Source organism: Tropicibacter sp. Alg240-R139 (assembly GCF_900537075.1).
GTDB lineage: Bacteria > Pseudomonadota > Alphaproteobacteria > Rhodobacterales > Rhodobacteraceae > Falsiruegeria.
Window position 1 is genome coordinate 362,400 of record NZ_UNRA01000004.1, and the last position, 20,559, is coordinate 382,958.

Annotated in this window: 19 protein-coding genes; 8 read left to right on the forward strand and 11 right to left on the reverse strand. The window is 58.1% G+C overall.

Annotated features, from left to right (window positions below):
- Positions 1 to 28: 28 nt before the first annotated feature.
- Both G6R15_RS17485 and pgk read right to left on the reverse strand, forming a co-directional pair.
- Positions 29 to 328, reverse strand: coding sequence for a septum formation initiator family protein (locus tag G6R15_RS17485; RefSeq protein ID WP_164661260.1), 300 nt, complete (start codon positions 326 to 328; stop codon positions 29 to 31).
- A gap of 138 nt (positions 329 to 466) precedes the next feature.
- On the reverse strand, positions 467 to 1,663 hold the full coding sequence (pgk, locus tag G6R15_RS17490; protein WP_164661261.1) for a phosphoglycerate kinase: 1,197 nt from the start codon (positions 1,661 to 1,663) through the stop codon (positions 467 to 469).
- Positions 1,664 to 1,795: 132 nt separating this feature from the next.
- Here pgk and G6R15_RS17495 point away from each other — a divergent pair, with 132 nt between their 5' ends.
- The 3 genes from G6R15_RS17495 (at position 1,796) to G6R15_RS17505 (ending at position 3,926) form a co-directional block, all read left to right on the forward strand.
- Positions 1,796 to 2,302 carry a peptidylprolyl isomerase gene (locus tag G6R15_RS17495; protein ID WP_164661262.1) on the forward strand — a complete coding sequence of 169 codons (507 nt, stop codon included), beginning with the start codon at positions 1,796 to 1,798 and terminating at the stop codon, positions 2,300 to 2,302.
- Complete coding sequence (locus G6R15_RS17500) at positions 2,295 to 2,840, forward strand: peptidylprolyl isomerase (RefSeq protein ID WP_164661263.1); 546 nt, start codon at positions 2,295 to 2,297, stop codon at positions 2,838 to 2,840. Before G6R15_RS17495 ends, G6R15_RS17500 begins: the two co-directional genes overlap by 8 nt.
- Positions 2,841 to 2,963: 123 nt before the next feature.
- Positions 2,964 to 3,926: a DUF3179 domain-containing protein gene (locus G6R15_RS17505; protein ID WP_164661264.1), complete on the forward strand. Its 963-nt coding sequence runs from the start codon at positions 2,964 to 2,966 to the stop codon at positions 3,924 to 3,926.
- Here G6R15_RS17505 and G6R15_RS17510 read toward each other — a convergent pair.
- The 7 genes from G6R15_RS17510 to G6R15_RS17540 form a co-directional block, all read right to left on the reverse strand.
- Positions 3,923 to 4,249 (reverse strand): hypothetical protein, encoded by a 327-nt coding sequence (locus tag G6R15_RS17510; RefSeq protein WP_164661265.1) that lies wholly within the window; start codon positions 4,247 to 4,249, stop codon positions 3,923 to 3,925. The genes G6R15_RS17505 and G6R15_RS17510 overlap by 4 nt on opposite strands.
- 196 nt (positions 4,250 to 4,445) lie before the next feature.
- Entirely contained in the window at positions 4,446 to 4,970 is a 525-nt protein-coding gene (locus tag G6R15_RS17515) for a polymer-forming cytoskeletal protein (protein ID WP_164661266.1), read from the reverse strand.
- Positions 4,960 to 6,288: a M23 family metallopeptidase gene (locus G6R15_RS17520; protein ID WP_164661267.1), complete on the reverse strand. Its 1,329-nt coding sequence runs from the start codon at positions 6,286 to 6,288 to the stop codon at positions 4,960 to 4,962. The genes G6R15_RS17515 and G6R15_RS17520 overlap by 11 nt, the downstream gene beginning before the upstream one ends.
- Before the next feature lie 239 nt (positions 6,289 to 6,527).
- A complete protein-coding gene (locus G6R15_RS17525; RefSeq protein WP_240336800.1) occupies positions 6,528 to 7,334 on the reverse strand; it encodes a ferritin-like domain-containing protein in 807 nt (268 codons plus the stop codon).
- A gap of 111 nt (positions 7,335 to 7,445) precedes the next feature.
- Positions 7,446 to 8,465 carry a glutathione S-transferase C-terminal domain-containing protein gene (locus G6R15_RS17530; protein ID WP_164661269.1) on the reverse strand — a complete coding sequence of 340 codons (1,020 nt, stop codon included), beginning with the start codon at positions 8,463 to 8,465 and terminating at the stop codon, positions 7,446 to 7,448.
- Positions 8,466 to 8,469: 4 nt separating this feature from the next.
- Entirely contained in the window at positions 8,470 to 9,039 is a 570-nt protein-coding gene (locus G6R15_RS17535) for a hemerythrin domain-containing protein (protein WP_164661270.1), read from the reverse strand.
- Between the two features lie 144 nt (positions 9,040 to 9,183).
- Entirely contained in the window at positions 9,184 to 9,645 is a 462-nt protein-coding gene (locus tag G6R15_RS17540) for a peroxiredoxin (protein WP_164661271.1), read from the reverse strand.
- 97 nt (positions 9,646 to 9,742) lie between these two features.
- On the opposite strand from G6R15_RS17540, the gene G6R15_RS17545 reads away from it, so the two are divergent.
- The 4 genes from G6R15_RS17545 (at position 9,743) to G6R15_RS17560 (ending at position 16,264) form a co-directional block, all read left to right on the forward strand.
- Entirely contained in the window at positions 9,743 to 13,108 is a 3,366-nt protein-coding gene (locus G6R15_RS17545) for a DUF3971 domain-containing protein (RefSeq protein ID WP_164661272.1), read from the forward strand.
- Between the two features lie 41 nt (positions 13,109 to 13,149).
- A complete protein-coding gene (queA, locus tag G6R15_RS17550; RefSeq protein WP_164661273.1) occupies positions 13,150 to 14,199 on the forward strand; it encodes a tRNA preQ1(34) S-adenosylmethionine ribosyltransferase-isomerase QueA in 1,050 nt (349 codons plus the stop codon).
- 107 nt (positions 14,200 to 14,306) lie between these two features.
- A complete protein-coding gene (locus G6R15_RS17555) occupies positions 14,307 to 15,569 on the forward strand; it encodes an MFS transporter (RefSeq protein WP_164661274.1) in 1,263 nt (420 codons plus the stop codon).
- Positions 15,570 to 15,685: 116 nt separating this feature from the next.
- The gene (locus G6R15_RS17560) at positions 15,686 to 16,264 is read left to right on the forward strand and encodes a DUF924 family protein (protein WP_164661275.1); all 579 of its coding nucleotides are present in this window, start codon (positions 15,686 to 15,688) and stop codon (positions 16,262 to 16,264) included.
- A 9-nt stretch (positions 16,265 to 16,273) separates the two neighbouring features.
- Here the strand turns inward: G6R15_RS17560 and G6R15_RS17565 are convergent, their stop codons facing one another.
- Complete coding sequence (locus G6R15_RS17565) at positions 16,274 to 16,699, reverse strand: hypothetical protein (RefSeq protein ID WP_164661276.1); 426 nt, start codon at positions 16,697 to 16,699, stop codon at positions 16,274 to 16,276.
- A gap of 224 nt (positions 16,700 to 16,923) precedes the next feature.
- Between G6R15_RS17565 and lpdA the strand changes: the two genes are divergently transcribed.
- On the forward strand, positions 16,924 to 18,318 hold the full coding sequence (gene lpdA, locus G6R15_RS17570) for a dihydrolipoyl dehydrogenase (RefSeq protein ID WP_164661277.1): 1,395 nt from the start codon (positions 16,924 to 16,926) through the stop codon (positions 18,316 to 18,318).
- A gap of 54 nt (positions 18,319 to 18,372) precedes the next feature.
- Here lpdA and G6R15_RS17575 read toward each other — a convergent pair whose 3' ends face one another.
- Positions 18,373 to 20,544, reverse strand: a complete 2,172-nt coding sequence (locus tag G6R15_RS17575) for a VWA domain-containing protein (RefSeq protein WP_164661278.1) — start codon at positions 20,542 to 20,544, stop codon at positions 18,373 to 18,375.
- Between the last annotated feature and the right edge of the window lie 15 nt (positions 20,545 to 20,559).

Here is a 20,559-nt window from a genome sequence, read left to right on the forward strand (position 1 = left end):
TCGTTGCCTAATTTGGATGGGAATTGGATCAGCGGATGACGATTTCGTCGGCCCGCAGCAGACCCAGAATCGAACGTGCCTGTTGATCCAGCAGATCCAGGTCCAGATAGCTGTCAGACAGACGAAGGGTCAGGTTGCTCATCTCGTCGATTTCGGCGTTTAGTCGACCTAGATCACGCGACAAGGCGTCTGCCTCTGCCGCGATCTCGGCCCGGCGGAACAGACCAAAATCCCCTTGCACGGCAGCAAAGGTGAAATAGGTGCCCAGGGCAAATGCCACTGCGAAAAAAATCAAAGCACCAAAACTAGGTCTGTTGGAACGGGTCACGCCGAAAACTTGCCTCTGGATGTTATCCTGCTCGCGCCCTTTGCGGACGTCTGTCTGCAGTATGGCATAGGCGAATCACCTTGTGAATCCCCTAAATGCGGAAATTCACAATGATTTCAGCCGGTAAGGTCGCGTGGATCAGCCTGCGGTTTCCAACGCGGCAACACCGGGCAGGGCTTTGCCTTCCATCCACTCCAGGAACGCGCCGCCAGCGGTTGAAATGTAAGTAAAGTCGCGGGCCGCACCAGATGCGTTCAAAGCAGCAACCGTATCTCCGCCGCCTGCAACCGATGTCAGCTGTCCGGCACGCGTCATCGCCGCAACTTTGAGCGCTGCGGCATTCGTGGCTGCGTCAAAGGGTTCCAGCTCGAACGCACCCAGGGGGCCATTCCAGATGACAGTCCTGCTTTGACCAAAGATTTCGGTGATGCGGGCAACGCTGTCGGGGCCTGCATCCAGGATCATACCGTCGCCAGGGCACTGATCGGCAGGCAGCACCTGATGTGGGGCGTGGCTTTCGAACTTTTCGGCCACAACGATGTCGGACGGTAAAACGATCTGGCATCCCAGCGTCTCTGCCTTGGCGATGATCTCTGCTGCGGTGTCCTTCATGATGCGTTCGGCCAGCGATTTGCCGACATCCAGGCCTTTGGCCACAAGAAACGTATTGGCCATGCCGCCACCGATCACCAGGTAATCCACCTTTTCGATCAGATTGCTCAGCAGTTCCAGCTTGGTGGACACTTTGGCACCACCTACAACTGCCGTTACCGGGCGCTCGGGCTGACCCAATGCGCTTTCCAACGCCTCAAGCTCGGCTTGCATCAAACGGCCAGCGCAAGCGGGCAGCAGGCGCGCAAGCGCCTCGGTCGATGAATGAGCACGGTGTGCAGCCGAAAAGGCATCGTTGCAATAGACGTCGCCCAAACGCGCCATTCCCGCCGCCAGATCGGGATCGTTCTTGGTTTCAGCGGCATGAAAGCGGGTATTTTCCAACAACAAAACCTCGCCCGGCTGCAATTGTTCGGCGGCCAACTCGGCCTCGGTGCCGACACAGTCAGCGGCGAAGCGTACTTTGGTTTCAAACGCGCGTTCGAGTGTGGGCACCAGCTGGTTCAGCGACAAGTTCTCGCGGCGTTCACCACCCGGACGGCCAAAGTGCGCCAACAGGATCGGGCGTCCGCCTGCGGCCAGGATATCGCGAACCGATGGGGCAATGCGGCGGATACGGGTCGAGTCGGTCACCGTGCCATCTACGATGGGCACGTTGATGTCCACGCGCACCAAAACGCGTTTGCCGTTCAGATCCATGTCGTCGAGTGTTTTCCAGGCCATCGTATGCTCCGCTCAAAATCAACAAAACTTGCTGCTCTTTCCCCGGAATCGGCCTTCAGGTCAATGCGCGACTTGGCAATCGGGCAGGGGGCGCTTAGGTATTCGCCCAACAACATTCTACAGGAGAGCCCAATGGCCGAGATCAAGGATCCAGAAAACACCGTCATCGTCGAACTGACAGGTGGCAATGTCGTCATCGAACTGCTGGCGGACGTCGCGCCCAAGCACGCCGAGCGGATGAAGGAACTGGCACGCGCAGGTGAATACGACAACGTCGCGTTCCACCGCGTGATTGACGGCTTCATGGCGCAGACCGGCGATGTACAGCACGGCGACATGGAAGACGGCTTTAACATCCGCATGGCGGGTACAGGCGGGTCCTCGATGCCGAACCTGCCGGCCGAGTTTTCCAAACTGCCGCACGATCGTGGCACCTTGGGTGCGGCGCGCTCGGCCAGCCCCGACAGCGCAAACTCGCAGTTCTTCATCAACTTCAAGGACAACCACTTCTTGAACGGTCAGTACACCGTTTATGGTCGTGTCATCGAAGGTATGGAGCATGTCGACGCCATCGTGCGCGGCGAGCCGCCTGCGACCCCCGACCGCATGATCAGCGTCAAGGTTGCTGCAGATGCGTAAGCTTGCAGCTGTTTTTGCCCTGATGGCCAGCCCTGCGCTGGCCACAGGATTGCAGATCGAGGTCGAAGGCGAGGCCAACGGCACGATCACCGTCGACCTGCTGGATGACGTGGCACCCAAACATGTGGAACAGATCGCCGCTCTGGCTGGCGAAGGTCAGTATGACGGCGTGGTGTTTCACCGTGTGATCGACGGTTTCATGGCGCAGACTGGCGATGTCGAATTTGGCAAGCTGGGCGGCGACATGTCAGCGGCAGGTCGTGGTGGGTCTAGCCGCCCGGATCTCCCGGCCGAGTTCTCGGACATTCCGTTTGATCGTGGCGTCGTGGGCATGGCGCGGTCGCAGAACCCGAATTCTGCCAACTCGCAGTTCTTCATCATGTTTGACGCGGGCCATTTCCTGAACGGTCAGTACACCGTTGTGGGCAAAGTCACCGGCGGCATGGACGTGGTGGATCAAATCAAGCTTGGCAAAGGTCAGAACGGCGCGGTCGTCGGCCAGCCCGACGTGATGAAAAAGGTCACCGTGACCAAGTGATGCTTTTGGCGGTGCCCCACGCTGGGGCACCGCACCATTGGTCAAATCTGCGTGTATTGGGCTGTTCAGTCGCGCCGCACGCCTGCAGACTTTCCGCGTCATAACACTTCAAAGGTGTGACCCATGCGCGGATTGCTTGCTGCTGTCTTCTCCCTGATTGCCACTGCTGTTTTGGCCAGCCCCGAATTCTGGCGCAGCGAATGGCCAGACACTGATTTTTCTCGCAGTAGCGTAAAGAATTGGGGTGAAGTCTTGTCTGGTGGCCCGCCAAAAGATGGTATTCCGGCCCTGAGTGGCCCTAACTTTTTGCGTGTCGATGATGAACGCCGGATCAAGGGCCGCGAACCCGTGATAACGGTGGAAATCGACGGCACTGAGCCGCGCGCCTATCCGATCCGCTATCTGATGTGGCATGAGATTGTGAACGACACTGTGGGTGGCATTCCCGTGGCGGTGACGTTCTGTCCGCTCTGCAATTCTGGCCTGTCTTTTGACCGGCGGGTCAGTGGGCGGGTGTTGACTTTTGGCGTCTCGGGCAAGCTGCGCAATTCGGACATGGTGATGTACGACCATGAAACACAAAGCTGGTGGCAGCAGGCTGTTGGCGAGGCGATCGTTGGTGACCTCACTGGAACAAAGCTCAAGACGCTTCCGACCTGGATGGAAAGCTGGGACGAATTCAAGACCCGTAATCCGCAGGGTCTGGTAATGGCGCAGCCTAATTACAACCGTTCTTATGGCCGCAATCCCTACGAAGGCTACGACAGTCTCAGCCAACCGTTCCTTTACAATGGTGAGCTTCCACCACACGGCATCCCGCCGCTGGTGCGCGTGGTCCGTGTTGATGATCGTGCATGGCCCCTATCCCGCCTGCGGGACGCGACAGAGCTGCGTGAGTCGGGCGTTGTGCTTACGTGGAAGGCCGGGCAGGCCTCGGCCCTGGACACAGGGACAATTGCACGCGGCAAAGACGTGGGCAGCATCCGTGTAACGGACGCGCAGGGGCGGGATTTGCCCCACGATGTCATGTTCGCCTTTGCTTACCACGCCTTTTGGCCTGACGGTCACTGGATGCTAGGGCGTTAACCGTCGCTAAAAGTGTATGACCCCATGTCACACAGATCGAGCCCATAGTCTTCGAATTCGGCCCCATCCGAGAACTGACCGCGGATGTCATAGACGCAAGTGCTAAGCCCATCTGCGATCATAACGCCGATTTCATAGCCGGGTGCCAGATACGCACCATCGAGCAGGTTGTCTTCCCATGCGTCGGACGAAGCAGCGCTGATGTTAAAGCCGATTAGGTCAGCACTGGATTCGTTGATCAGAAAGAATTCCAGGTCTTCGGCCAAAGCTGCTGAACCGATAGTGAGAGTGGCCAACGCGGCCCCAAGAAGAATTCGCTTCATAAAGTTCCCCTACATGATGATGCCGCCGGTCGTGCGTTTCGCATTGGCTGCACACTCTCTATTGTGCGGAATTCCGCCGAGGAGGGAAGGGGCTATGTTCAAATCCGGCGAATCTTGGATCGGGTGCTCAAAAAAAACGCCGACACGGTGATCCCGTATCGGCGTATTCTGTTTTCTCGGCGCAAATGGCGCGGAATTACTTGCTTTCGCCGGGGGCCTTTGCAGGCGCCGCAGCTGCCGGGTTGGCGGCAGGCTTGGCTGCACGACCAGGATTCAGCGGATCGTCCTGACGCTGCACAGAACCCTCAAAGTGCGCACCGCTTTCGATTGCGATGGTTTTGTGGATGATGTCGCCTTCGACGCGAGCGGTCGAAGTCAGGCGTACTTTAAGGCCGCGCACGCGGCCCACGATACGACCGTTGATGACCACGTCATCTGCGGTCACTTCGCCTTTGATTGTTGCGCTTTCGCCAATGGTCAGCAGGTGCGCGCGGATGTCGCCCTCGACCGTGCCTTCAACCTGGATGTCACCGGTGGTCTTCAGATTCCCGGTGATGTGCAGATCAGACGACAGCACGGATGCGGGCGGCTTGGCCTTGGGGGCGCTGGCTTTGAAATCGCTTTGGGCAGGCGCTGCCGGTGCAGACGTCGGGGCCGCCGGCTTGGCGGTAGCTTCGGGAGCTTTTGCGCCCGGCTCGTTGATTTTGCTCTTAGAAAACATTTCTTGCAGCCTTGATGTAGATCATGGGGTTTACGGGTCTTCCGTTCACGCGTACCTCATAATGGAGGTGGGTTCCAGTCGACCGTCCGGTGCTACCCATATCAGCAATATGATCCCCGCGCGAGACCCTTTGACCCTTCTTCACGCGAATCCGCGTGTTATGAGCATAAAGCGTCTCAATTCCAAAGGCATGTTGGATTTTCACCAAACGACCAAAACCTGATTGCCAGCCTGCATGAGTCACGACGCCATCAGCGGTGGAAAAGATGTCGGTGCCGTGAGGGCCGGCAAAGTCTGACCCGTTGTGCATGCGCCGACCGCCGGTCTTAGGATCGCGGCGATAACCATAGCCGCTGGTATAGCGAACAGCAGCACGCACGGGGCTGGCAAATGGCGCTTTTTGGGCAGCAATGCGATAAAGGTTCAACTGGTCCATCTGCTGTAGCAGATGGTTCGCGCGGGCCTCGTCTGCCGAGGGTTCTTCACCGCGCGTGCTTAAGGATAAAGGGGTCAGCGGACCGCCCTGACCGCTGTAACCCCGCCGAACCTGCTCGATGATGCGGTCGGTGGGCATGCCTGCGCTGCGGAACATCTTGTCCAGCGGTTCGACCGAGACGGTCATAGCCTCTTCCAATTGACGGAAGATCTGGTCGTTTTGTTCCCGCATCAGGCGGATTTCAAGTTCCAGCGCGTCGCGCTGATCCAGCGCCGATTGCGCGTCGGTGATCACCTGATCGCGCTGTTGTGCCGTGCGTTCCAGGGCATCGGCCATAAAGGTCATCTGAACAGGAGCCGCAGCGGCCACGTGGTGAACCGTCGCTTCGTCCTGATTCTGGGTCTCAAGCTGGGCCAGCGCATCGCGGGCCGCTTCGCGGTCCTTCATCGTGTTGCGCAGCGTGCTTTGGATCACGTCGATCCCGGTTTCCAACTCGCGGCGATGGGTTTCAGATTCAAGCAGTTCCGACTGCATGACGGAAATCTGTTCCAGTGCCGCGTTGAAACGCGCCTGTGCGGCCAGCGCCTCTTCGGCGCGCGAGTCGCGTTCGTCAGACAAGGCGTTGAGCCGCTCTTGATAAGTCATCTGATCGCGTTTGGCCTGTTCTCGGAAATTGCCAGAGCCAATGCTGTCCATCAATAGGATTGCAGTGGCCATAATGGCCCAGGCCACAACCACAGTGACGCCGGCATAGGCGAGCAGCTGCGTCTCCGGTCGAAGCCGGATGAACCTGGTGTCCGTATCGGATTTTAGAAACAGGCGGCGTTCGGGAAAGATCCTCTCCAGAAACGCGTGTATTTTGATTGCCAGACGTGTTCGCACGCGTCTTTCCTTGTCTTACCCCACTTACGGCTTTTCGGTGAGTGACCGTCAGCCTTGAGGCGACTGAATAGCCAGACAGGACCGTTTGGGCAAGTTTGTTAACCAGATGGTCGATTCTGACGGGGTTTCGCGCTGAACGTGAGCGGAATTTCGCCGATTATGTCGGTTTTTCCGCTGTTGTTCAGTCGGTTGCCCCTAAGCAGCATCACGAAATCGTAAGGCGGCTGGGGATTGTACTCTCAGCGGACATGAGCCGGGTATTGGTCGGCCAGCGGCCAGTAGAAATCGGGCGGCAGCCCAGCGTCGGCGCGTTTCTCTTCGTTGAACGGGGGCTTGAGCCCGCCTTTGAAGTAATGGCGCACCAGCTTGTGGAATTCTTCTTTGGGGTCGATGTCGCTGCGCCCGCAAAGGAAGTTGAACCATTTCGAGCCATAGGCCACATGGCTCACCTCTTCGGCATATATCGTCTCAAGACAACCAACGGCTTGGGTCTCTTTGGCATTCTGGAATATCTTGATCATGCCAGGGGTCACGTCCAGGCCACGCGCCTCGAGCACCATGGGGACAATCGCCAGCCGCCCCAGCAAATCCTGGGACGTGTCGATGGCCGCGCGCCACATGCCTGCATGTGCGGGAAGCGCGCCATAGTGGCTGTCCATCGCCTCAAGGCAGTCGCACATCATGTTAAAGTGGTTCGATTCCTCATCCGCCGCCTGCACCCAGTCGTCATAAAACCCCATGGGCATCGGAACATCCGTGAACCGCGCGATGATGTCCCAATGCAGGTCAACGGCGTTCAATTCGATATGTGCAACAGCATGAAGCAGAGCGATGCGCCCCGCAGTCGAGCCTGGTTTGCGCTTTGGCACGTCACGGGGGCTGAGCAGGTCGGGCTTGTCTGGGCGGGCCGGATGATCGGGCGGCGCTGCCTGTCCGATCTCAATGAGTTTCCCTTCTGCGCGCGCCGCTTTCCATTGTGCCGCATAGTCACGGGATTTGCGCGTTTTCTCACGCCCGTTTGCTGTGGTCAGAACATCGACGGCCATGCCCGCCAATGTCTTTGCGGTGTCTGCGGTCTGTTGGGACAAGGGCTGTTGCTCCATCACTTTTGGGGTGTAGCGGGGTGAATATCAGGTTTCGCCATCAAGCCAACCGCTTTACCGGGGCAGTCTCGCCAACTCGGGATGCGCATAAGCTTTAGGGTAGGGCATCGGCTTGGCCGGTCCCAGCGGAACGACACCATTCCAACTGCGACCAAAGTAGCCCTGACGGCAATGGATCAGGGAACAGCTGTCCGCCACACCCGGCAGCGCATGCACCCGGCAAAGCCATCGCCACAGATGCGGATAGTCCAGGATTTTGGCCTCATTTAGCTTCATCCGCAGGTAATAGACAGGATCATGACGATAGAGCGTGGGGAAAAGACGCAAGTCAGCTTCGGTAAAGTGGTCACCCATTAGATAGGGCCGACCATCACTTAGGCGGCGCTCCAATTTGTCGAGGGTCTGGAAGTAGACGGTATAGGCCGTGGCATAGACCGATTGGTCCGAAGAGAAACCTGCTTTGTAGGCGCCATTGTTGATGGCGACGTAGATCGTTTCGTTCAATGCGTCGATCTCAGAGCGAAGCGCTGCATCATCAGGGTAAAGGCTAAGACCCGCATTGGCGCCACCAAGTGCCCCGGCGTGAATCCCCAACATCCGCACAATCTCGGCGCTTTCGTTGTTCACGATGCGCTTTTGCAGCTTGTCGTAGAGGATAGGAACCGACCGTTCCGTCGCGCCCTCGGCGGCGTAGATCTGTTTGACCACACGATACCCTTGTCCCGTGCCGGTTTCTTCTGTGCATTCCGGTAAGGTGGTGCCTGTGAGCATGGCCACCGTTTCCGGAGCGAACTGCCAATTGTTGGGGCCGTCTGGATCGTCTTCATCTGTTCGATTGGGAAAGGCCACGTCCAACGCGATTGCATCCTGCAATCCCAGAACATTGCGGGCCAGTGTCACGCGGTGACACCAGGGACAGTTGAGTGCCACGAACAGGTGATATCGACCGGGCTCTGCGGGAAACTCGGAATCCCCAATGGAATGGCGGAACCCGCTGACGCCGCGCACAAATTCACCTTGTGCGCGTCGCGTTTTGGCGCCGGTCTGGTCTTCTTGGGTCGAGCGGTCGCCCATGGGCTTATCCTCTCAGCCGGTGGTGCAGGATGATCGGAACGGCCAGTTCCTCTTCATCGCTTAGATGACGCTGCAGAAACGCCTCGATCGTTTCCAAGGTTTCATGCAGGGCGCCCACTTCGTCGCGCGCCTGACCGGGATCAAGCTGCATCAGTTTGATCGCACGATTTGCGCCCTTTGTGTAGCTGTCCAGAACCCTGTCCAGATCGGCATGGTCCTGTTCCAGCACCTCCAACCCCTGATCAAAGCGTGGATCGGCCTGCGACAGTTCAGGGAAGTAACTGTGGTCTTCCCATCCGTGATGACCGTGCAAGTTCCCGACCAGAGCATTGCCATAGTAGGACAGACGCCCGGCGTAATCCTCGTCTGACATGTCCTTGTCCAGATAGATCTGGGCATCAGTGCGCAGCAATTTAGCCAAACGGCGGAACATCTGATGCGCGCCCAGCCAATGGCGGGTCATTTCGCTGAAACCGGGGTGTGCGTCCCAACTGTCGCGCGGATAGCTGTCGAGCAAGACACGCATCTCGTCCGGCATGTTATGGGTTCGGATGTCAAAAGTGGTTTGTGTCATGGTCTCACTCCTTTCGCCACAGAACGTGGGAGGGGCGAAAGGTTTATCCTATCTCTGTCTTTGCACAGGGGCTGTGCCTATCCTCACAGGCATGAAAAAGGGCGCGGTTGGTAAACCACGCCCGCTAAAATCAGTCAGAAACGCTCAGAGCGCTTTTACAGCTTCCAGCACGTCCTCTACGTGGCCGGGCACTTTGACCTTGTGCCAGGCACGAGCGATCTTGCCCTCGCGATCCACGACAAAGGTGGATCGTTCGATCCCAAGGAATTTCTTGCCGTACATGCTCTTTTCCTTCCACACACCATAGTCCTCGCACATGGTGTCGTTTTCATCGGATAGGAGCGGCGTTGTGAGGTCATGCTTGGCAACGAACTTGTCATGTTTTGCTACGCTGTCCTTGGAGATGCCGAAAACTTGAGCCCCCGCATCGGCAAAGGCTTGCAACTGTTCAGAAAAGCCAATGGATTCTTTGGTACACCCCGGCGTATCATCACGGGGGTAAAAGAACAGGACAACAATATCGCCCCGCAAATCAGACAGGCTGACCGTACCACCACCATCACGGGGCAAGGTGAAATCAGGGGCGGTATCGGAAACTTCGGGCATCAGGCAACTCCGGTATGGGTTTCAAAAGTGTTCGCCTGAATAATAGGTGTCGAGAAAGAAGTTGGAAGGCGTAGACAGAAAATCCCAGAGATCTGATGTGAGCAAGGATCAAAAGCGCGATCAGGACAAGGCTCCGCGTCGCCGGGCCAAGGTAGGGCGTTGGACCTTTAGGGGGGTGCTGATCCTGATCTTTCTGGCCTCTGTTACCGCGGTCATGGCTATTGGTCAGACCATCAGCGCACCCGATTGGGTGCGGGAGCGCGTCGCTGATCGGATCGAGCGTAACTTGAACGGCCTGCAGCTGGAATTCGGTGAGGTGAGATTCATCATCCTGGATGGCTGGCGACCTCGGATCAACCTGCAGAACGTGGCGCTTAAGGCCGCCGATGGCCAGATGATCGCGCAACTGGCCCATGCCGAGGCCAGCCTGGCCATGCGACCCTTGTTGCAGGGACAGGTTAAACCCAAGCAGATAGAGCTGATCGGCGCTTTTTTCACCATGCAACGCGACGCGCTGGGCAATCTGTCGCTGTCTTTGGGCGAGGGGGCCGCGCCCGTCGGGCAAGCGGCCAACATGGCACAGATGATCAAGGCAACAGACCAGGTGTTCTTGTCCGAGCAGCTGTCAGCCCTGACCGCGATCGAAGTTCAGGGAATCACTTTGAGCCTTGAGGATTTGGGAAAGGCGCGCGCCTGGACCCTTGATGGTGGCCACATTCAATTCACCCGACATGACCGCGATGTTCGTATCGCCACCGGGTTCTCGCTTTTGTCGGGCCGTGATTATTCCAGTTCGATCGAGGCGAACTACACCAGCACTCTTGGCTCGCCTGAAGCCAAGTTCGGTGTTTCGGTCAGTGACATCGCCGCTGAAGATATTGCGCTGCAAAACGCCGCCGTCTCGTGGTTGGAGGTACTCGAAGCGCCGATATCGGGTGCCGTGCGGGGGGGCATTGACGCAAACGGCGAGCCAAGCCAGATCTCGGCGACCTTGCAAATCGGCAAAGGCGTCGTTCAGCCCAACCCCGAAACGCGCCCGGTGCATTTTACCGGCGCGCGGACGTATTTTACCTACGATCCCGCCGCGCAGTTGCTGGATTTCAACGAATTCTCGATCAACAGCTCTTGGGGTTCTGTCACGGCAGAAGGGCAGGCAGTCGTCAACGGCGTGGAAACTGGCGTGCTCGACAGCCTTGTGGGTCAACTGCGGTTGACTGGCATGTCGCTGAACCCCGCGCAATTGATGGACGAGCCGGTGGTTCTGGACAGCGCTGAATTAGACCTGAAGTTGGAATTGAACCCGTTCCGGCTTCAGGTGGGTCGCCTGTCGGTGTCGGATGACAACAAATTACTCAACGCCTGGGGTCGTTTTGCTGCTGATCCTGAAGGCTGGCGTGTTTCTCTGGATGGAACCCTGGACCGAATGACACCGGGCGAGCTGTTGAGCTATTGGCCGCGCGCCGTTGCGCGCAAGCCCCGCAAATGGGTTAAGGAAAATTTGCTCGAAGGTGAATTCACCAACGGCGATTTTGCGGTGCGTCTGGTGCCGGGGCAGCGGCCGGATCTTTACGCGGATTTCGATTTCGACAAGACGACGATCAGATATGCCAAGACCTTGCCACTCGCCGTGGACGCGCGCGGTCAGGCCAGTTTGACAGGGCAGCGCTTTGCGGTGTTGGCCCATGAGGGCCGGGTCATCACTGACCACGGGGACGAAATCGACGCAGCCGGGACATCGTTCATCATCCCTGATATCTCGATCAAAAAGGCGGCCCCGGGCATCGCGCGGATCATCGGCACGGGCAGTGTTCCCGCAGTGTTGTCATTGCTGGACCGTCCACCTTTGAGCCTGATGTCGAAAGCCAATCTTCCAATCGAACTGGCCGAGGGGCAGGTGTCGGTGCAAGGTACGTTATCACTGCCGCTCAAAGACAAGGTCAAAATCCATGACATGGAATTTCACCTGACCGGCGAGGTTTCTAATGTGTATAGCGACGCTTTGGTGCCTGGGCTGGAGTTGAGCGCGCCGCAGTTGATGGCGGTCGGGGACCAGACGCAGATTACTCTGTCGGGAAGTGGTTTTCTGGGGAAGGTGCCGATGACCGCGACCTGGACACAGCCCATCGGGGGCAAGGACACAGCGCGCAACAGTCAGGTGGTAGGCACCATCGAATTGTCCAAAGCATTGATGCAAGAATTCGACTCTACGTTCGCTGTGCGTGCACTTAGCGGCAAAGGGCAGGCGCGCTATACGCTGGATCTGCAACAGGGGCAGCCTCCGCGTTTGACTGCGCAATCGGATCTGGCCGGGATCGGCCTGCGAGTGACCGAGTTGGGATGGAGCAAGCCGCAATCGTCAACCGGAGAGCTGTCGCTGGCCGCCGAATTCGGAGAGAGCGACGCGATCGAGAACTTCAGTCTTCAGGCCGCGGGGCTGACGGCGGTAGGCAGCATGAATTTCAACGCCACCGGTACGATGGAGACTGCCCGGTTCAATACACTGCGCGTCGGCAACTGGCTGAATGTGCAGATGGACATGATCGGACGTGGCAGCCAGGCTCCAGACATGGTCATCCGAGGTGGTACGCTCGACATGCGAGGGGCTGGCTTCGGCAGTGGCGGGGGGGCATCCTCGGGTGCTTCGGGCGCCAGCGCAGGTCAGAACATGGCAGTGAACCTGACTAGACTGCAGATCACGGACAGCATCGCTTTGACAGGGTTTCAGGGCAAATTCACCCAAGCTGGGGGGATGTCCGGTAACTTTGCCGGCCGGATCAATGGACAAACGCCCATCAACGGGCAGGTGTTGCCCAAGGGGGGCCGCAGCGCGTTTTTTGTACAGGCCAACGACGCGGGCGGGGTGTTCCGCTCCGCGCAGCTGCTCAACCAAGCGCGCGGCGGATCCTTTCAGCTGTCCTTGACGCCGATTGATGGGCCGGGCTCGTATGATGGAACGCTGCGGGTACGTAACACCCAGATAAAGGACGCTCCGGCGATGGCCGCGTTGCTCAACGCGATCAGCGTCGTGGGCCTGTTGGATGAAATGGCAGGCGCGGGTATCCAGTTTTCAGCCATCGACGGCCGGTTCCGCTTGGATCCCGAAAAAGTCACCGTTTACGAAGGCAGCGCAGTTGGTCCATCGATGGGACTGTCGGTGGATGGCACCGTCGATACCGAGCGGCGATTGCTGAACCTGCGCGGCGTGATCTCGCCCGTCTATTTGCTGAATGTCATTGGCAGCGTTGTTTCCACCCGTCGCGGGGAAGGGTTGGTGGGGTTCAACTACACGCTCACCGGGGCGATGGCCTCGCCGCAGGTCTGGGTGAACCCGCTGTCGGGTCTGGCGCCGGGGTTTTTGCGTGATTTCCTGCGTGAACCTGCACCAAAAGCGCCCCCTGTGCCGGGACAGCCACCACAGCCACAAAAGGACCCGACCCACAACAGTGGCGCAGGCGACCGCTGAGGGGTGTGGCCAAGCGCGCGCGGGCGACGTATAGCGCGGGCATGAAACTGAGTGATTTTGATTTCGACTTGCGGGATACGCTGATCGCCACCCGTCCGGCGCAACCGCGCAGCTCTGCCCGCCTGCTTGTGGCTCAGGGGGACACGATTACAGATGCGATTGTGCGCGACCTGACGGATTGGCTGCGCCCCGGCGACCGGCTGGTGTTGAACGACACACGTGTGATTCCAGCACGGCTAAGCGGACGGCGCCATCGTGAAAGTGCCCAAGGTCCGGTGTCGGCAAAGATCGAGGTCACGTTGTTGGACCCGGCTGCTGATGGTTGCTGGTCGGCGCTGATCAAACCGCTAAAAAAGGTGAAGCCGGGCGAAAGCATCATCTTCTCCGACGAGCTGTCCGCCGAATTGGTTGGCGTTGAGGACGGGCAGGGGCGGTTGCAGTTCAACCTGTCAGGCGACGACTTCGATGCAGCCATTGCACAGGCCGGTGCGATGCCGCTGCCGCCCTACATCGCCGCCAAGCGGCCTGCAGACGAGCAGGACAAGACCGACTATCAGACCGTTTGGGCCAGGAACTCGGGCGCTGTGGCTGCCCCCACGGCCTCGCTTCACTTCGACGACGGCTTGCTGCAACAGCTGCACGAATTGGGCGTAGGCTTTACCTATGTCACGCTACACGTCGGCGCAGGCACTTTCCTGCCGGTCAAGGTCGAGGACGTGACGACCCACAAAATGCATTCCGAATGGGGCCGGGTCAGCGCTCAGGCCGTGGCCGAGATCGAGGCGACCAAGGCCACAGGCGGGCGTGTGATCCCGGTGGGAACCACCGCGCTTCGCCTGATCGAAAGTGCTGCGCAAAGCGGCACGTTGAAACCCTGGGACGGCGACACGGACATCTTTATCTACCCTGGTTTCGAATTCCACGTAACCGACGCGCTGATGACCAACTTTCATCTCCCCAAGTCAACGCTGCTGATGTTGGTGTCCGCGTTGATGGGGCAGGACCGGATGGCGCGGGTCTATGATCACGCGGTGAAGTCGGAATATCGCTTCTTCTCTTATGGCGATGCGTCGCTTTTGATCCCGGCTTAGGCGAAAACGCCAAACCCGACTCGGCAAATGTCGTAGACAAGCGCGTCTAGGCTGGTGTCTGATGAGACATCAGAGCCAATTAAGTCGGAAACGAGCGAGGACGCCCGATGCTTCAGGTTCTTTCCAGCGCATGGGCGCTGCTTCTGGGTATTTGTCTGCTGCTCGTCGGCAACGGGCTGCAAGGCACGCTTTTGGGTGTGCGAGGAGAGATCGAGGGGTTCTCGACCTTTCAGATGTCAATTGTGATGTCGGCCTATTTCATTGGCTTCCTGGGTGGCTCGCGCATGGCCCCCGAATTGATACGGCGCGTAGGACATGTGCGTGTCTTTGCGGCGCTGGCCTCGTTTATCTCTGCTGTTATGATCCTGTATCCCGCGTTGCCCAACATGTGGGTCTGGATCTTGGGCCGCGTTATCATTGGGTTCTGCTTTTCTGGCGTGTATGTCACAGCGGAAAGCTGGCTGAACAACGCCGCAGACAACTCGAACCGGGGCAAGGCGCTGTCGCTTTACATGATTGTCCAGATGATTGGCATCATCTCGGCCCAAGGTTTGATCCAAGTGGGCGATCCCGGCGGGTATGAGGCGTTCATCATCGCTTCGATTCTGGTTTCGATCTCTTTTGGTCCGATTTTGCTGTCCATTTCACCGACGCCTGCCTTTGACACCACCAAGCGAATGACGCTGCGCGAGATCATGACGATTTCACCCCTGGGGTGTGTGGGAATGTTTCTGCTGGGAGGCATCTTTTCGGCCCAGTTCGGCATGAGTTCGGTTTATGGCGCAACGATTGGCCTGTCTCTTGGCAACCTGTCGCTTTTCGTTGCGACCTTTTACATCGGGGCCCTGTTCCTGCAGTACCCTTTGGGCTGGGTCAGCGACCGGATGGATCGGCGCTTTCTGATTATGGGGGTGGCGGCCGTGGGTGGTGCTGCTGCGGTTGTGGGCATGATGTTTGGCGATCAATTTTCGATGCTGCTGGTGTCTGCCTTTGTGATCGGCGGCATGTCGAACCCGCTCTATTCTCTGCTGATCGCCTATACCAATGACTATCTGGAACATGATGATATGGCCGCGGCCTCGGGCGGGTTGGTGTTCATCAACGGTTTGGGCGCCATTGCCGGGCCGATGATCACAGGTTGGCTAATGGGCGACGCCCTGCTCGGACCACCAGGCTTTTTCGCGCTGATGGCAGCGCTACTATTTGTGATGGCTGCCTATGCGCTCTATCGCACCACACAGCGTGCCGCGATCCCGGTCGAGGAAACAGGAACCTTTACTGTCATGACCCCGGCGTCGACCTCGGTCGCTGTTGAATTCGCGCAAGAAGTCGCCATCGAGGCCGAATTGGAGGAGCAAGAAACGCAATAAGTCGCTTTTTGCTTCAAAATATGTCGCTGATGTTGCAATATGTTACTGTAACAATTGTGTAAAAGATATTTAAATACCTATGTTCCCTGGGGGAAATTAGAAGTGGGGTGAGGCCAATGGTTGGTCCCGAAGATATTCTGAGTTTCTGGCTGGATGAAATTGGTCCGGCTGGGTGGTATGTACAAGACGATGCGCTTGACGCTCAAATCACCGAAAAGTTCATGTCGACGTGGGAGGCCGCCCGTGAGGGTCGCTTTTCTATGTGGCTGACCTATCCAACCGGTGCCTTGGCGTACATCATCCTTACGGATCAGTTTTCCAGAAACATGTTCCGGGGGGATGCCCGTGCGTTCAAGACCGACAAGGCGGCCCTTGCGGCAGCCAAATGTGCGGTCGACAAGCGGTGGGACATGCGGATCGATGAACCGGCACGGCAGTTCTTTTACCTGCCCATGATGCATTCGGAAAACCTGTGTGATCAGGAACGTTGCATCCGCCTGTTGTGTGAACGCATGCCGGAAAGCGGAGCAAGCAACATGTTGCACGCGCGTGCGCATCGCGAAGTGATCCGCCAGTTTGGCCGATTCCCGTATCGCAATGATGCACTGCACCGGACGCCAACTGCACAAGAGGCCACGTATGTCTCTGGCGGTGGCTACGGTCAGACCGTGCGTCAGATGCAGGCTGCGGGTTAACGCACGTCCCTATTTGGGGCGCGCGCATCCTGCGACATCTGATATGCTGCGGGTGAGGGCATCCGCAGCCGTTTCGATCGTATGATCAATCAACAGCTCAGGCGTATCGACCAATTGGCGAACGCGGGACTGAACCCCTTGTACGTTTGTTTCCAACGCTTCAACCTTCTGCTGTAGCCTGTTCAACGCTACGGCGCTGTATGCGCCTGATTGTGTCTTGATCGCAGCCAGGTCGGCGTGAATGTCTGACAGATCGCTGCGCAGGCCAGCCACCTCGTCGCGCAACGGCGTGATCTTGATCAGGTTCTCTGAAAACGTGGCCGTCAGCCCGTCGACGGTCATTCCCACTTTCCAGGCCAGAAACAGGCACAGCGCCAGCAAGAGCAGCGTAGCGTTCAGTAGGGCGAGGGCGAGGTCCTTGAGGGTTCGGGCCATGATGCATCCAATGTTTGAATTCAAAAACAAATCGTTAACGCCAGAAAAGGCGCCGTGGCTGCATTTCTAGCGTTTTGGCAAATAGGGGTATAGGCTGTTTTTTGCACATCTAACCTTGTCCTTCCCTTGCGTCACACATGTCGCAGGAGGCAGGGATTGATGTGTTTTAAAAAATAGTTTAACGGTAAACTAGTTTTCGAAAACGCCTTCGGCGAGGAGTGACCATGGCTGCGAAATCCTTTGATCTGATTGTTATTGGTGCCGGTCCCGGCGGCTATGTTGCTGCGATCCGCGGCGCACAACTGGGCCTGAAGGTGGCCGTGGTCGAGCGTGAACACCTGGGCGGTATCTGTTTGAACTGGGGCTGTATCCCAACCAAGGCGCTGTTGCGCTCGTCCGAGGTGTTTCATCTGATGGAGCGCGCCAAAGACTTTGGCCTAAAAGCCGAGAACATCGGTTATGACCTGGATGCCGTCGTCAAACGTTCGCGCGGGGTGGCTGGGCAATTGTCGGGCGGCATCGGCCACCTGTTGAAAAAGAACAAAGTTACCGTTGTGATGGGACAGGCGACGATCCCTGCCAAGGGCAAGGTAAGCGTCAAGACCGACAAAGGCTCTGAGGAGCTGACGGCAAAGAACATCATCGTGGCCACGGGCGCGCGGGCGCGCGAGCTGCCCGGGCTTGAGGCGGACGGCGATCTGGTCTGGACCTACAAGCACGCCCTTGATCCTGTGCGCATGCCCAAGAAACTGCTGGTGATCGGTTCGGGTGCTATCGGCATCGAATTTGCCAGCTTTTACAACACGCTTGGCGCGGATACGACCGTGGTCGAAGTGATGGATCGTGTGCTGCCGGTTGAAGATGCCGAAATCAGCGCGTTTGCCAAAAAGTCGTTCACCAAACAGGGTATGAAGATCATGGAAAAAGCCATGGTCAAGCAGCTGGATCGTGGCAAGGGCAAGGTCACCGCGCATATCGAAGTGGGCGGCAAGATCCAGAAGCAGGAGTTTGACACCGTGATCTCGGCCGTTGGTATCGTCGGCAACGTCGAAGGGCTGGGGCTTGAGGCTTTGGGTGTCAAGGTAGACCGCACCCACGTCGTGACTGATGAATTCTGCCGCACCGGGATTGAGGGTCTTTATGCCATTGGCGACATCGCAGGTGCACCCTGGCTGGCACACAAAGCATCCCACGAAGGCGTCATGGTTGCCGATCTGATCGCAGGCAAGCACGCGCATCCGGTAAAACCAGAAAGCATCGCGGGTTGCACTTATTGCCATCCGCAGGTGGCCAGCGTCGGCTATACCGAAGCCAAGGCCAAAGAGCTGGGCTATGACATCAAGGTCGGCCGTTTCCCGTTCATCGGCAATGGCAAGGCCATCGCATTGGGCGAGGCCGAAGGTATGGTGAAAACCATCTTTGATGCCAAAACCGGCGAGTTGCTGGGCGCCCATATGGTTGGCGCCGAAGTGACCGAGATGATTCAGGGTTATGTTGTTGGCCGCCAACTGGAAACCACCGAAGAGGATCTGATGAACACGGTCTTCCCGCATCCGACCTTGAGCGAAATGATGCACGAGAGCGTGCTCGACGCCTATGACCGCGTCATTCACATGTAAATTGCGCGGCTAGCGACGCAGATGACAAGGGGGCCAGACTGGCCCCCTTTTTTGTTACTTTACGATGATGGTTTGACGCAGAGCTGTTTCGCGGTCGCGGAATTTGTAGCGCAGCTCATAAGTGCCAGGAGTGTCCGGCGCGGTGAGAGTCACCGGAGATTGACCGCGGGTATAGGCATAGTTGGTGTATCTCTCTGTCCCCTTCGGTCCGATTTGGATGTTGTCGCCACTTTGGTCGGGGCCTTTCCATTCGACCTGAAACTGCGCTCCGGCCTCGACACTGTCGGGTGCGACAAGCGAGATATCGGGTGCAGTTACCGTGACTGGCATGCGCAAAATGTTCTCTCTGTCCTGAAAACTGTAACGGATCTCGTAGGCACCGGGTTGGATCGGGGCCACCAGGTTCACGGTGCTGCCGTCGCGCGTATAGACATAATGCGTGTACTTGTCTGTGCCCGCTGGCCCGATTTGGATGTTGTCACTGCCTTGGTTGGGGCCGGTCCATGTGACCGGGATGTTTTGGCCCCCTTGGACCGTCGCCGGGAACTTCAGGCTAAGGGCCATGGCCGTCACCGTGAGCGGCATCCGCAGGATATTTTCGCGGTCGCGGAAACTGTAGCGAACTTCGTAGTCACCGGGTTCCGCCGGGGCGATCAAAGTGACCGGATTCCCGTTTCTAGTGTATTGATAGCCGGTGTAACTGTTCGAACCTGCCGGCCCGATCTGAATGTTGTCGCTATCTTGATCAGGTCCGGTCCAAGTGACATCAAAGTTTTGACCTGCCTGAACCTCGGTTGGAAACTCTAGGTTCAATGCCGCCGCGGTCACCGTGATAGGGGTGCGCAAGATGTTTTCGCGGTCACGAAAGCTGTAGCGGATTTCATATTCGCCCGGCTCCGCAGGGGCGATCAATGTCACGGGAGTGCCCTTGTTGGTGTATTGATAGTTTGTGTAGCTGTCTGTACCGGCAGGCCCGATTTGAATGTTGTCGCTGTTTTGGTCCGGCCCTTTCCAGTCCACTTGAAAGCTTGATCCGGCGGGAACTGATTGCGGGTGTCGCAACACCAGTTCGGGCGGGGTCAGGGTGATGGGGCGCGTTGCGATCACCTGCCTGTCATTCAAGACATAGCGCAGTTCATAGGCACCGGGTTGGGCTGGCAGGATCAGGTTCAGCGGATTGCCATCGCTGGTATAGGTGTAACTGCGATAGCGGTCCTCTCCCGCAGGTCCGATCTGAATGTTGTCGTTGGCCTCGTCGGGGCCATTCCAGCCAACCGAAAGCGTCGACCCGGCCGCCGCGCTGTCGGGGGCCACGATCCGGGCTTTGGGCAGCGCCTTGGGGAAACTGATCACCACGTCAATCGGACCCTCCCCTACAGCCGCAAATTGGCGTCTGAGCTCCGCCTCGGCGCTCAGCCGGTAGGCGGTCACCGTATACGAACCCTCTGCCAATTCCTGCTCTATCGGGTTGCCCTGAATCTCGTCGAAAACGGCACCGGACTGGCCAGTCAGGGACCACAGAACCGGGTCATCGAACGCCTCGGCACTGTCGCCTTCAACCGCACGGAACGTTGTTTGGATCGGCACCGGTTCGGGCTCTGGCGGGGCGGCTGCCACTGTGGTCAGGGCTGCGGCCAGTTCCGACGCGTTGGCAGCACTGCGAAAGCTGCCCCCGGTTTCATCTGCCAGACACTGCATCTGCGCCAAGGCTTCGGGGTCCGAGACGTCGAAGCCCACCACATGCGCGGTGAAATTCACCCCGGTCTCTTCGAGCGTTCGAGCAACAGCGCAGACATCCGGCGCGCAGGTTTCAATCCCGTCCGACACCAAAATGACGGTTGCCGATTCTTCGGTGTGGCGCAGGGCTTTTGCCGCGGCGACCACGGCATCGGCCATCGGCGTCTTACCCTTGGGTTTGAGGCCACGCACCGCACCCGCGATCTGTTCACGCGTTCCTGCGCCAGGCGTCACCAATGTTTCGATGTCCGTGCAATCCCCCTTGCGCCGATGGCCATAGACAGTCAGCCCAAGAGCCTGTTCAGCGGGCAGGGTCGTCAGCAATTCCTGAACCACATCCTGAGCGATGGTAATCTTGGCGGTGCCATCAATCTGCCCCCACATGGACCCGGAGCCGTCCAGCACCAGAATTGCGGAAGGGCGCTCTTGGGCCAATACGGGCGCTGCTCCGAGTGCCAGAATACAGGTGAAAAACAAAGGCAGGCGCATGATTACCTCCAGTTC

Excerpts from the sequence above, each read along its gene's own strand:
- pgk (WP_164661261.1), bottom strand. The coding sequence starts at position 1,663 with ATGGCCTGGAAAACACTCGACGACATGGATCTGAACGGCAAACGCGTT.
- G6R15_RS17495 (WP_164661262.1), top strand. The coding sequence starts at position 1,796 with ATGGCCGAGATCAAGGATCCAGAAAACACCGTCATCGTCGAACTGACA.
- G6R15_RS17500 (WP_164661263.1), top strand. The coding sequence starts at position 2,295 with ATGCGTAAGCTTGCAGCTGTTTTTGCCCTGATGGCCAGCCCTGCGCTG.
- G6R15_RS17505 (WP_164661264.1), top strand. The coding sequence starts at position 2,964 with ATGCGCGGATTGCTTGCTGCTGTCTTCTCCCTGATTGCCACTGCTGTT.
- G6R15_RS17510 (WP_164661265.1), bottom strand. The coding sequence starts at position 4,249 with ATGAAGCGAATTCTTCTTGGGGCCGCGTTGGCCACTCTCACTATCGGT.
- G6R15_RS17515 (WP_164661266.1), bottom strand. The coding sequence starts at position 4,970 with ATGTTTTCTAAGAGCAAAATCAACGAGCCGGGCGCAAAAGCTCCCGAA.
- G6R15_RS17525 (WP_240336800.1), bottom strand. The coding sequence starts at position 7,334 with ATGGCCGTCGATGTTCTGACCACAGCAAACGGGCGTGAGAAAACGCGC.
- G6R15_RS17530 (WP_164661269.1), bottom strand. The coding sequence starts at position 8,465 with ATGGGCGACCGCTCGACCCAAGAAGACCAGACCGGCGCCAAAACGCGA.
- G6R15_RS17535 (WP_164661270.1), bottom strand. The coding sequence starts at position 9,039 with ATGACACAAACCACTTTTGACATCCGAACCCATAACATGCCGGACGAG.
- G6R15_RS17540 (WP_164661271.1), bottom strand. The coding sequence starts at position 9,645 with ATGCCCGAAGTTTCCGATACCGCCCCTGATTTCACCTTGCCCCGTGAT.
- queA (WP_164661273.1), top strand. The coding sequence starts at position 13,150 with ATGAAACTGAGTGATTTTGATTTCGACTTGCGGGATACGCTGATCGCC.
- G6R15_RS17555 (WP_164661274.1), top strand. The coding sequence starts at position 14,307 with ATGCTTCAGGTTCTTTCCAGCGCATGGGCGCTGCTTCTGGGTATTTGT.
- G6R15_RS17560 (WP_164661275.1), top strand. The coding sequence starts at position 15,686 with ATGGTTGGTCCCGAAGATATTCTGAGTTTCTGGCTGGATGAAATTGGT.
- G6R15_RS17565 (WP_164661276.1), bottom strand. The coding sequence starts at position 16,699 with ATGGCCCGAACCCTCAAGGACCTCGCCCTCGCCCTACTGAACGCTACG.
- lpdA (WP_164661277.1), top strand. The coding sequence starts at position 16,924 with ATGGCTGCGAAATCCTTTGATCTGATTGTTATTGGTGCCGGTCCCGGC.
- G6R15_RS17575 (WP_164661278.1), bottom strand. The coding sequence starts at position 20,544 with ATGCGCCTGCCTTTGTTTTTCACCTGTATTCTGGCACTCGGAGCAGCG.